The 11,842-nt window shown below is 72.5% G+C and carries 8 protein-coding genes; 1 reads left to right on the top strand and 7 read right to left on the bottom strand.

The window, feature by feature from the left end; all coding sequences use genetic code 11:
- Window positions 1–35: 35 nt before the first annotated feature.
- The 4 genes from VM324_14225 to fni form a co-directional block, all read right to left on the bottom strand.
- The gene (locus tag VM324_14225) at window positions 36–1,850 is read right to left on the bottom strand and encodes an acetolactate synthase large subunit (protein HVM00446.1); all 1,815 of its coding nucleotides are present in this window, start codon (window positions 1,848–1,850) and stop codon (window positions 36–38) included.
- A gap of 464 nt (window positions 1,851–2,314) precedes the next feature.
- The gene (locus VM324_14230; protein ID HVM00447.1) at window positions 2,315–2,938 is read right to left on the bottom strand and encodes a response regulator transcription factor; all 624 of its coding nucleotides are present in this window, start codon (window positions 2,936–2,938) and stop codon (window positions 2,315–2,317) included.
- A gap of 68 nt (window positions 2,939–3,006) precedes the next feature.
- Window positions 3,007–4,680, bottom strand: a complete 1,674-nt coding sequence (locus VM324_14235) for an ATP-binding protein (GenBank protein HVM00448.1) — start codon at window positions 4,678–4,680, stop codon at window positions 3,007–3,009.
- A 436-nt stretch (window positions 4,681–5,116) separates the two neighbouring features.
- Window positions 5,117–6,151: a type 2 isopentenyl-diphosphate Delta-isomerase gene (gene fni, locus VM324_14240; GenBank protein HVM00449.1), complete on the bottom strand. Its 1,035-nt coding sequence runs from the start codon at window positions 6,149–6,151 to the stop codon at window positions 5,117–5,119.
- A gap of 157 nt (window positions 6,152–6,308) precedes the next feature.
- Between fni and dxs the strand changes: the two genes are divergently transcribed.
- Window positions 6,309–8,180, top strand: coding sequence for a 1-deoxy-D-xylulose-5-phosphate synthase (gene dxs, locus VM324_14245; GenBank protein HVM00450.1), 1,872 nt, complete (start codon window positions 6,309–6,311; stop codon window positions 8,178–8,180).
- 18 nt (window positions 8,181–8,198) lie between these two features.
- On the opposite strand, the gene VM324_14250 is transcribed toward dxs, so the two are convergent.
- From VM324_14250 to VM324_14260, 3 genes are read right to left on the bottom strand one after another with little or no spacing between them, the layout of a single operon-like run.
- Window positions 8,199–9,218, bottom strand: coding sequence for a phytoene/squalene synthase family protein (locus VM324_14250; GenBank protein HVM00451.1), 1,020 nt, complete (start codon window positions 9,216–9,218; stop codon window positions 8,199–8,201).
- Between the two features lie 19 nt (window positions 9,219–9,237).
- On the bottom strand, window positions 9,238–10,725 hold the full coding sequence (gene crtI, locus VM324_14255; protein HVM00452.1) for a phytoene desaturase family protein: 1,488 nt from the start codon (window positions 10,723–10,725) through the stop codon (window positions 9,238–9,240).
- A gap of 5 nt (window positions 10,726–10,730) precedes the next feature.
- On the bottom strand, window positions 10,731–11,840 hold the full coding sequence (locus tag VM324_14260) for a polyprenyl synthetase family protein (protein HVM00453.1): 1,110 nt from the start codon (window positions 11,838–11,840) through the stop codon (window positions 10,731–10,733).
- Window positions 11,841–11,842: the final 2 nt, after the last annotated feature.

Raw genomic sequence — 11,842 nt, forward strand, 5'->3', positions numbered from 1 at the left:
TCACGGGGAGAGGGTACCGGAGGCGCGTTGCGGCCTCACACGACGTTGCCCTCGCGCAGATGGTCGGGCAGGCCGGCACCACCCGGCTCGCCGGCACCACCCCGGGCGCCGGCGGCGACCTTCGCGTACCACTCCTCCGCCGACTCGACGATGTCGTCGTTGCTCTTGCCGGCCGGCACCATCGGGAACACCTTTTCGGTGACGTCGACCCGGAAGTCCACGAGCGTGGGGGTGTCCCCGACGGCGAGCGCCTTGTCGACGGTCGCCTCGACGTCCTCGGGCTTGTCGCAGCGGAAACCGGGCATCCCGAAGGCGTCGGCGAGCTTGACGAGGTCCGGAACGTAGCCGAGGTGGACCTGGGAGTAGCGCTCAGCGTAGAAGAGCTCCTGCCACTGGCGGACCATGCCGAGGGAGCCGTTGTTGATCACGCAGAAGACGACGGGCACGCCCTCGGTCTTGGCCGTGGCGAGCTCCTGGAGGGTCATCTGGAAGCTGCCGTCGCCGTCGATGGCGACCACGGTCGTCTCGGGGCGGCCCACCTTCGCGCCGATCGCGGCCGGCACGCAGAACCCCATCGTGCCGAGCCCGCCGGAGTTGATCCAGGTGCGGGGGCGCTCGTAGCGGATGTGCTGCGCGGCCCACATCTGGTGCTGGCCGACGCCCGTGACGACGATGCCCTGACCCGCGAGCTTGCGGCCGATGGCGGCGATGACCGTCTGGGGCTTGAGGGGACCGTCGGGCTGCTGTTCGCAGCGCAGCGGATGCGCCTGCTGCCAGTCGCGCAGGGTCTCCCACCAGCCGGAGAGGTCGGCCGGGTCGGCGCCCTCGTCGTAGGCCTCCTGCAGCGCGTCGGCGATCTGCCCGATCACGACGCGGCAGTCACCGACGATCGGCACGTGCGGCTCGCGGTTCTTGCCGATCTCGGCCGGGTCGATGTCGACGTGCACGACCCGTGCCCCGCGGGCGAACGTGGTGAGGTCACCCGTGACACGGTCGTCGAATCGGGCCCCGAGGGCGATGATGAGGTCGGCGCCCTGCATTGCCGTGACCGCGGTCCAGTGGCCGTGCATGCCCGGCATGCCGAGGTGGTTGGGGTGGCTGTCGGGGAACCCGCCGCGGGCCATGAGCGTGGTGACCACGGGGAGATTGGTGAGCTCGACGAGACGGAGCAGCTCGTCGGGCGCGCCGGCTTTGATGATCCCCCCACCGGCGTAGATCACCGGACGGTGGGCGGCGAGCACCTCCCGGACGGCTTCCCGCACCATCTTCTGGTGACCGCGCACCGTCGGCTTGTAGCCGGGAAGGTGGACGCGCTCGGGATAGGCGAAGCCGCCCCGGGCGTTGAGGACGTCCTTCGGCACGTCGATGAGCACAGGACCCGGACGGCCGGTCGAGGCGATGTGGAAGGCCTCGGCGATCGCCTCGGGAATGCGCTCGGGGCTGCGGACCATCTCGTTGTGCTTCGTCACCGGCATGGTGATGCCCGTGATGTCGGCCTCCTGGAACGCGTCGCCGCCGACCGCTCCGGTCGGCACCTGGCCGGTGATCGCCACGATCGGCACGGAGTCCATGTAGGCGTCGGCCAGCGCCGTGACGAGGTTGGTGCCACCGGGCCCGGACGTGGCCATGACGACGCCGACGCGGCCCGTCGCCTGGGCGTAGCCCTCGGCCATGTGCCCCGCTCCCTGCTCGTGGCGGGCGAGGACGTGGCGGATCGACGAGTCGAGCAGCGGGTCGTAGGCGGGCAGGATCGCGCCGCCCGGATGACCGAAGATGACCTCCACCCCCGCGGCCTCAAGGGACTTGATGACCGCCTGCGCTCCAGTGATCTCCATGGTGCTGCGCCTCATCTCGCGTCGGTGCCGTCAAACAAAAAACCTCTCGGGCGGTAGCAACCGAGAGGTGCGCCTGGGGGGGTTCGTCGGCGTCAGGCCGGTCCCAGGCGCGCCGGGGATACGAGCACATCGCGCGCAGCGCTCATCGCCGTTCCCCTTCCGCAGCGCTCATCGCTGCTTCGTCGTACTCGAGGCCCCGAAACCCTGGTCCCGAGGCCCATTGATTCTCGCGGGCGCACCCGCTCGGGTGTAGTGTGGCAGGAGACAGGAACCTGTCAACTCGGTGGGACGGGGCCATATCACCGCTCACCACGGTGCGTGAGGCGCTCCCGAGCGGGGAGAATGGCTCACGACCGCGGTTGGCGGCTGACCGTGCGGGGCAAACTCAGGACTACTTCGAGGCACCATGCGGGCGGTGGGTTCCCGCCCCCTCCGCCCGCAGACGGTGTCCCTCGTCCGACGGGCCGTCGGCGCTCCACTCACCGCACCAGGCCGTGGCGCATGGCCGTGACGACGGCCTGCACCCGGTCGTTGGCCTTGAGCTTCGCGTAGATGCGCGACAGGTGGCTCTTCACCGTCTCGTCACCCAACCCGAGCGCCTCGGCGATCTCCCGCGTCGAACGGCCGGTGGCGAGCTGCTCGAGCACCTGCTGCTCGCGGTTGGACAGGGGGGTCAGCCCCGCGTGCGTGGCGAGGGGTCCGACCCGTTCGAGGAAGGGCCGGGTCACGTCCGGGTGCAGGAACCCCTTGCCGGCGGCGACGGCGCGCACCGCCTGCACGAGCTCCTCACGCCGGACGTTCTTCGGCAGGTACCCGGCCACCCCGGCCGCCACCGACCGGGTGACCGTGTCGTGGTCGGTGAACATCGTGAGCGCGATGGCGCGGGTGGGGATGCCCCGCGCCTCGATCTCGCGCACGGCCGTGAGCCCGTCCATGCCGATGAGGTTCACGTCCACGAGCGCGACGTCCGGCCGGTGGCGGTCGACGGCCTCGACGAGCGCCTCGCCGGAGGTGACGATGTCGATCACCTCCATGTCCTCCTCGAAGGAGAGCATGGTGGCCACCCCGTCCGCCACGACGCCATGGTCCTCGGCGATGACCACGCGGATGACGCCGCTGGGGGCGTCCCTGCTTGTGGGACTCTGGCCTTCAAGGGCTGGCCCGTTTGCACTCACACCGGCACCTCCACCTGCACCGTCGTTCCACGTCCAGGACTACTGTCAACGGTGAACCTGCCGCGCGCCAGCTCAACACGCTGGGACATGAGCGCAAGACCGTGGCTGCCCGGGTCGGTGGCGGTGGGGTCGAAGCCACAGCCGTCGTCGCGGACGTCCACGGCGATGAACCGCTCGCTCACCGCCAGAGAGACCTCGACCCTGTCCGCGCGTGCGTGCAGGGCGACGTTGGCCAGACAGCCACGGACCGTCTCCAGGACGAGGATCTCCACCGCCAAGGGTAGCGGAGGCAGGGGGTCTTCCGCCCGCAGCTCGCCGTCGACGCCGTGCTTCAGCCTGAGCTCCTCCAGGGCGTCAACGAGCCCCGGGCGCAACCCGCCCGGCACGACGATCTGGCGCTGCAGCGCGTCGAGCACCTGGCGTAGGCGCGTGATGCCGTCGTGCACGGCCTCGCGGGTGGCGTCCGCCAGCCGGTCGGCGACCACCTCGTCCCCGGCGACGAGCGCGGACCGCACGTTGTCGGCCTGGATGCCGGCTGCGGCGAGGTACGGCAGGACTTCGTCGTGGATCTCCAACGCGATCCGGCTGCGCTCGCGGGTGCCCTCCTCGAGGATGCGCCCCGACAAGGCCGCACGTGCCCGCTCGACCTCGCTGAGCTCGCGCTCGAGCTCGAGGCGCTGGACGGCCATGCCGATCAAGCCGGCGATGGCTTCCACGACCGCCAAGGCGCTGTCGTCGAGGTCGTGGGGCACCCGGACGGCCGCCGGCTCGGCGCCGAGGACCGGCACGGTCCGCAGGTCGCTGCGGCCTTCCCCGCTCAGCGTGACCTCCACGTCGCGCGTCGCCAGGGCGTTGCGGAGGGCCTCCGCCGCCTTCCTGGGCAGCTGGGTGCGGTCCCGGACGGTCAGCAGGTCGGCGCTCAGGCTGTTGAGCGTCTCGAGGTCGGCCACCCGCGCGGCGAGCTGCTCGGCCCGGTCCTCGGCTTCCCGGGCGGACCGCAGGGCGCTGTAGCCGATGAGGAGCGGCAGGGCCAGCATTGCCACCGCCCACACGCCGACGGTGTCGTACGCGATGACGACGAAGGCTGCCAGGAGCGCCACGAGGACGTAGTCGACGGCGAACCGCGGGAAGGGTGCCGCCGACTCGACCGTTGCCTTGGGCAGGCGGGCCAGCCCCCGCGTCCAGAGACTGAGGGCCACCGCAACGGTGTTCACGACGTTGTAGACGACGACGGCCCCGAGCGTGACGGCCACGCGGGGGCCGGGCATTGCCATGGCGGCATACGAGGCGGCCGCCGCAGTGAGGCCCATCTGCGTGCGGTTGAACGCCGACATCCACAGCTGCGCCTGCCCACGCAGCTCGCGCTCGTTCGTGAAGCCGATGAGGTTCACAAGCATGGCGAAGGGCGGCGGCAGGACAACGGCGGCGGCGACGCCAACGGGCGCGCCGAGGCTCGCGTCGATGTCGAGCTTCGGCAGCATGGGGATGACAAGGAGGTTCGCGCCTGCGATGAAGCCGATCCACAGGACGGCTTGCAGCGGATTGCGGACGGCCTCGCCGATTCCAGCGGGGAGGAAGACGGCCGTACCGGCTATGAGCAGGCCCAGATAGACGCGAAAGGCCAGCGGGTACCGGGCGTCCTGCGTCGTTCGCGGGGCCCCGGCGGTCACCTGCCCTCCTCAGGTCGTGCGCCCCCTCGCGGTGGGGACGGCTCAACGCGGGAGAGGCTCCCCAACCCCTCCAGAGTGAGAGTTAGGTTACCAAGCGCTCTTGTTCGCGAACCCGGTGCAGAGCAGGCCTGCGATGGTGGTGAGCAGGGCCATGGCGCGGGGTGACAGTTTCTTCACAGTGTCTCCGATGTGATTCCTGTGGGTTATCTGACGGGCGGCCACAGTGACTAAGCGTGACTAGTGGGCGTCCATCCGTGATATGATAGCGTCTACCGCTTCGTTGCGAACTCGTCCGGCCAACATCGTCCGGGGGAGGCCGGGCAACCCCTTGTAGCACAGGGCCTGGCCAGCCAGAAGACCAGCAGCCGATGTGTCCGAATGATTCTCGTGTTCAGGGGCGTTCAGCGCCCGTAGCCGGCGGCCTGCGAGCGTGCGGCTACTGGAGGAGGGCGGGGCCGAGGTCGGCGGCGGATTCCGCGCCAGCGGCCCATGCGCCCACCCGGAGCTGCTCGACGAGCACCCCGACGGCGTCGATCGCCGCGTCGGGGCCCCGGGCGCCCGCGGCGAGCAGCCCCCGCGCTACGCCGGCGAGGTCGGCGCCGAGGCAGAGCACCTTCAGGGCGTCGACCCCGTGGCGGATGCCCCCCGAGCCGACGAGGAGCGGGGGGGCGTCCGCGGCGTCGAGGACCACACGCGCGTCGCGCACGGACGCCGCGGTGGGCCAGCCCCAGTCCGCGAACGCTGCCGCCACCCGGCCTGCCCGGTCGTCGCGCAGGCCCTCGACGCGCGCCCAGTTCGTCCCGCCGGCACCGGCGACGTCGATGCCCGCGACCCCCGCCTCGACCAGCCGTCTCACGTCCTCGGGCGCCATGCCGAAGCCCACCTCCTTGACGATCACCGGCACCTCGAGCGACGCGCACAGATGCGCGACGAGCTCGAGGAGACCGCCGAAGGTGGTGTCACCGCCGGGCTGCACCGCCTCCTGCACGGCGTTGACGTGGAGCGCGAGCGCGTCCGCCGCACAGGCGGCAACGAGCCGACGGCAGTCGTCGGTGTCGCGCTCGTGGAGCTGCACGGCTCCGAGGTTCGCGAGCACGAGAATGTCGGGGGCGACATTTCGGACCGCGAACCCCGCCACCCGTTGAGGGTCGTCGAGCAGGACTCGGCCGGAACCGAGCCCGAAGGCGACGCCGTGGGTCTGGGCGGCTTCCGCCAGAGCCCGGTTGACCGGCCCGGCCTCGCTGATGCCGCCCGTCATGCACGACACGAGCAGGGGCACGGCGAGCGGGCGTCCCCACACCTCCAGCCCGAGGTCCACCTCGGCGAGGTCGCGTTCCGGAAGGGCGCGGGCGGCGACGCGGACGTCGTCGAGGCCGGTGCGCAGCGTGGCGAACCCCACGTCCCCGCCGAGGGTCAGCCGGAGATGGTCGCGTTTGCGGTCCTCGATGCCGGACGCGGCCTCGTCCTCCACGCTTCCTCCGAGCTGGTCGCGCACGCCCGGGCGTGCGCGGTGGCTGGCACTGTAGCGGCTCGCCTCCGCCGGCCCGGGCCTGGCCGTTCGCCCATCACCGCGGCCGGCGGGGCGCTAGGTTGGACCTCGTGACCGCCGCGCCGGGAGGCCCACGTCAATGCTGCTCGACCACATAAGCTCGCCGCGTGACCTGCGGGCCCTGGACGCCGGGAACCTCGCCACGCTGGCCGAGGAGATCCGCGCCTTCATCGTCGACGCCGTCGCCCGCAGCGGCGGGCATCTCGGCTCGAACCTCGGCGTCGTCGAGCTCACGCTCGCCATCCACCGGGTGTTCGACTCGCCCCGCGACGTGGTGCTCTGGGACACCGGGCACCAGGCGTACGTGCACAAGCTCGTCACCGGCCGGCGCGACGGCTTCGACCGCCTCCGGCAGGCCGACGGGCTGTCCGGCTACCCGTCGCGCACCGAGTCGCCGCACGACTGGGTCGAGAACAGCCACGCGTCGACCATCCTGTCGTACGCGCACGGGCTAGCGACCGCAGCGCATGCCCGTGACGAGGAGCGCACGATCGTCGCGGTCGTCGGCGACGGGGCCATGACCGGCGGGATGGCCTACGAGGCCCTCAACAACCTCGGACACAGCGGCCGGCGGGTGGTCGTGATCCTCAACGACAACGGGCGCTCCTACGCCCCGACGGTCTCCCGCCTCGGCGAGAGCCTGTCGCGGCTGCGGCTGAACCCCTCCTACGTCTCGGCGAGCAAGCGCTGGGAGGCGCGTCTGGGGCGCCTGCCCGGACCGGCGGCCGGCATGGCCCGCTCGTGGCTGCGGGGCACGAAGGCTGCCCTGCGCGAGGTCGCGGAGGAGCCGCCGACGTTCTTCGAGGCGCTCGGCGTGCGCTACGTCGGCCCGATCGACGGCCACGACGTCGCGAAGATGGAGCACGTGCTGCGCCACGCCGCCGCCTACGACGGCCCGATCGTCGTGCACGTGCGCACCCACAAGGGGCGGGGCTACTCCCCCGCGGAGACCGACGTCGAGAAGCGACTGCACGACACGTCCGCGTTCGACCCGCTCACCGGCCGGGCCCGCGGCCAGGAGCCCCCGAGCTACACCCACGTGTTCAGCGAGACCCTCCTCGCCCTGGCGGAGGAGTGCCCCGAGCTCGTGGCGATCACCGCGGCCATGCCGGGCTCGACCGGCCTGCTGCCCCTCGCTGCCCGCCACCCCGACCGGGTCTTCGACGTCGGCATCGCCGAGCAGCACGCGGTCACGGCGGCCGCTGGCATGGCCATGGGCGGTCTCCGACCGGTCGTCGCGGTGTACTCGACCTTCTTCTCGCGGGCGTTCGACCAGGCCAACCTCGACGTGGGACTGCACGGACTGCCGGTCGTGTTCGCGCTCGACCGCGCGGGGATCACCGGGGACGACGGCGCGTCACACCACGGGGTGCTCGACCTCGCCCTGTGCCTGCGCATCCCCGGCATGACCGTGCTCGCCCCCTCCTCGGCACGAGAGCTCCGCCGCATGCTCGCCGACGCGGTCCAGCTCGAGGGCCCGGTGGCCGTGCGGTTCCCGAAAGGACGCGCCCGCACGGTCGGGCCCGACGAGGTCGGATCCGGCCTGCGCGCCCGGCGCATCCGTTCGGGCGCCGGCGCCGAGGTGTGCATCCTCGCCGTCGGCAAGCTCGTGGAGTCGTGCGAGGAGGCCGCCGCGCACCTTGACGCCGACGGCGTCGGCGTGTCGCTGTGGGACGTGCGCGTCTGCAAGCCACTCGACCCAGAGATGCTGCGGGACGCGGCGGCGCACGACCTCGTCGTCACGGTCGAGGACGGCGTCGCGGTCGGCGGCGTGGGCTCGGCGATCGCCGACGGCGTCGCGGCGCTCGACGAGGCCCGGACGGCCCCACGGATGGCACACCTCGGCACGCCCGACGCCTACCTGCCGCATGCCAAGCCGGCGCGGATCCTCACAAACCTCGGTCTCGACGGCCCGGGGATCGCCGCCGCGGTCCGCAAGGCGCTCGCCTGAGGGCCTCGCCCCGCGGAGTCATCGGCGCGGAGCGAGCACCGCCTCTGTAAAGGCGACGGCGGCCTTGCTCCGCGCTGGGACGGTCGCCCGGACCCGGAACACCTGGTAGTCGCAGCCTTCGATGGCGTCGAGGATCCCCGCGTAGAGGCGGTGGGCGACCCGGATGCACGTCCGGCTCGCGGGCGGCAGCATCGCCCAGCCAGCCTCGGCACGCCGGTACAGGGCCCGCGTCCGCGCGATCTCGAAGGCGAGCAGCCGGCGGAAGGCCGGGCCCACGTGGCGCAGACGGAAGTCATGCTCGATGACCCCGAAGCGATCGAGATCCTCGAGCGGCAGGTATATCCGTCCGCGGTCCCAGTCCTCGGCGACGTCGCGCAGGAAGTTGGTGAGCTGGAAGGCCACCCCGAGGTCCATGGCCCGGGCCCGGGCGTCGCGGTGCGTCGCGCCGAGCACGGGCAGCATCATCGATCCGATGACCGCGGCCGACCCGTAGGTGTAGGCGGACAGGTCGGCGTAGGTCCGGTACCGGGCGACGGTGAGGTCCATGGCCATGGAGCGCAGGAACGCCTCGAGGTCGTCGTGGCGGATCGCGAGCTCCTCGACGGTGTGGAGCACCGCGACGAGCACGGGTTCGCTCGTCCGCCCCGTGGCGAGGGCGACGCGGAACTCATCGATCCACGCCTCGAAGGACCTGCGGCGCCGCGCTGGGTCCCACGACAGGGCGAGGTGGTCGACGAGGTCGTCGGCGTACCGGGCGAAGGCGTAGAGCGCGTGGACGTGGCGCCTGCGCTCCGCCGGCAGGAACCGTGTAGCGAAGTAGAAGGTCCGCCCGTGCGCCGCGTGCAGCCGCCGGCAGAGCTCGTAGCTGCGCTCGACCGACACGCCGACCCGCCCGCCGACGAACGCCGGTGCGGGCGGGGGATGCCGGTAGCCGCCCGTCGACCGGTGCGGGGACAGGGCCCGTCCGGGCTCAGGCCGACCGGCCCGCAGCGTGCCGACGTGAGCGCTCGGCCCTGGGTGAGGGCGCGCACCGGTCACCACGGCCCTTCCCCCGCCATCACCCGGGAACCATGTCCGCGAGCCGCTCGAGGGTGCGCTCGGCTGCGAGCTTCCCGGACAGCAGCACCATGGGGACGCCGACCCCCGGGATGGTCGACGACCCGACGAACACGACGCCGCGAACCTTGGGAGCGACGTTGGCGGGACGGAACGGCCCCGTCTGGAAGAAGTGGTGGCTGACGGCGAACGGCGTGCCCGCCGCCATCCCGCGCGCTGCCCAGTCCTCGGGGGTCACGACCTCGCTCGTGACGGTGGCGGCCCGGGCGGGGCCGTAGCCGGCCTCCTCCAGCCGCCGCTGCGCAACCGCCAGCTCACGCGGCCCCTGCGCCGCCCAACGGATCGGGTCGCCGCGCAGGTTCGGCGTCGGGAGGAGGTAGAAGGCCACCTCGCCGCCGGGGGGCGCGAGCCCGGGGTCGGTGACGGTCGGGACGCTGAGGAACCACGACGCGTCGCGCTGCATCCGTCCGGCGAGGATGTCGTCGAACGACGCCTGGTAGTCCCTGGCGAAGTGGATGTTGTGGTGGGCGGCTCCGTCGAGGCGGGCGTCGAGGCCCAGGTGGACGACCACGCACGACGGCGAGTACCGCAGGGAGCGGACCCGTCGAGGCGTCGCCGTGGGCGGCAGGAGGTCGCGGTAGGCCACCGGGAGGTCGGGATTGCAGACGACGACGTCGGCGGTCAGTCGCTCGCCGCCGGCGAGCAGCACGCCCCTCGCGCGTCCGTGCGTGGTGTCGACGGCGTCCACCGGCGTGTCGAGGCGCAGGTCGACGCCCATGCGGACGGCGAGGGCGGCGAGCTCCTCGCTGACCCGGTAGACGCCGCCCGCGGGGAAGAACACGCCGGCGATGGCGTCCATGTAGGCGATCACCGCGTAGATCCCGAGCGCCTCGTAGGGGCTCATCCCCGCGTACATCGACTGGAAGGTGAACAGCCGCACGAGGCGCCAGTCGGTGAGGAAGCTCGACACGAGCCCGTGCACACGGCGGAAGCCGCCGAGGCGGACGAGCCGGGCGAGGGCCACCGGCCGCGCGAGGTCCAGGGGCGAGTCGAAGTTCGCATCGATGAAGGTGGCGTACTCGGCTTCGTAGAGCTCACCCAGCCGTCGCGCGAACCGCACGAACCGGTCGGCCTCCGCCGCGCCGCACACCGCGCGTACCTCGTCGACCATCGCCTCGAGGTTGCCGCGCACGGCGAGCTGCGAACCGTCGTGGAAGCACGCGCGGTAGGCCGGGTCGAGCCGGGTCAACGGCAGGTGGTCCGCCCGCGATGCTCCCGCCAACGCGAAGAGCTCGTCGAGCAGCGCCGGCATCGTGAGCACGCTCGGCCCGGTGTCGAAGGCGTACCCGTCGCGTTCGAGACGTCCCGCCCGACCACCGGGACGCGGCTCGCGCTCGACGACGGTCACCGACGCCCCGGCTGCGGCGAGCCGGACCGCGGCGGCAAGCCCGCCTAGTCCGGCGCCGACGACCACGACGCGGCCCGGCACGTCCTTCAGCCCGTCCGGTTCGCCGCGAACTCGGCGAGCTCCTCGAGCGCCTGCCGCGCAGGCGGCGCCACACCGGCCAGAGCCCGGTGGGCCAGTGCCTGCTGCTCGACGAGGAGCCGTTCGACGGCGGCGAGGGCGCCCGAGTCGACGACGATCTCGCGCACCCGGCTTGCCGCGTCCTCGTCGAGGCCTGGGTTGCCGAGGCAGTCGGCGAGCACGTCGCGCTCCGCCGGGCGGGCCCGGTCGAGCGCCTTCAGCATGAGCAGCGTGCGCTTGCCCTCCCGCAGGTCGGACAGGGCGCCCTTGCCGGTGTGGGAGGGATCACCGAACAACCCCAGGACGTCGTCGCGCAGCTGGAACGCCAGACCGGTCGCGTCCCCGTAGGCGGACAGGGAGTCGTCCAGGACGCGCGAACCCCTGCCCACGGCGGCTCCGAGCTGCAGCGGCCGGGTGACGGTGTAGCGGCCGGACTTCAGCAGCGCCACGCGCAGCGACTCCCCTTCGCTCGCGTCCAGGCGCCCGGCCAGCCGCAGGTCGAGGTACTGGCCGGCCATCACCTCGATGCGCAGGAGGGTGAAGACCCTGCGCGCGTGCGCGACGACGTCGGGCGGCAGCTCGGCGGCGTCGAAGAGCTCGTCGGCCCACACGAAGGCGAGGTCGCCCGCGAGGATCGCCCCTCCTATGCCGAACCACGACCGGTCCCCGTCGAGTCCCTCGCGGTCGTGCGTGCGCGCCAGCCCCTCGTGGACGGCGGGGCGCCCGCGGCGCTCGGCCGAGCGGTCCATGACGTCGTCGTGGATGAGCGCGAAGGTGTGGAGCAGCTCGACGGCCGCGGCGGGCCCGAACACCACCTCGTCGTGCGCGGCCCCCGTCGCCCGGTGGCCCCAGTAGACGAACGCGGGTCGCAGTCGCTTGCCGCTGGCCCGCACGAGCGCGGCGATCTCGTCGCCGATGGGTGCGAGCGCCGGGTCGAGCGCCGACAGGCCGGCGACCCGCTCGTCGAGGAAGCGGTCGAGCACCATGTCGACCGCGCCGTGCACGGCGTCGAGCGCGGCGACGGTCCGGGTCATCGGCAGGTCACCGACGACGACCGATCCCGTCGTGGACTCCAGCATCA

Source organism: Egibacteraceae bacterium (assembly GCA_035540635.1).
Classification (GTDB): Bacteria; Actinomycetota; Nitriliruptoria; order Euzebyales; family Egibacteraceae; genus DATLGH01.

Excerpts from the sequence above, each read along its gene's own strand:
- VM324_14260 (HVM00453.1), bottom strand. The coding sequence starts at position 11,840 with ATGCTGGAGTCCACGACGGGATCGGTCGTCGTCGGTGACCTGCCGATG.
- dxs (HVM00450.1), top strand. The coding sequence starts at position 6,309 with ATGCTGCTCGACCACATAAGCTCGCCGCGTGACCTGCGGGCCCTGGAC.
- VM324_14225 (HVM00446.1), bottom strand. The coding sequence starts at position 1,850 with ATGAGGCGCAGCACCATGGAGATCACTGGAGCGCAGGCGGTCATCAAG.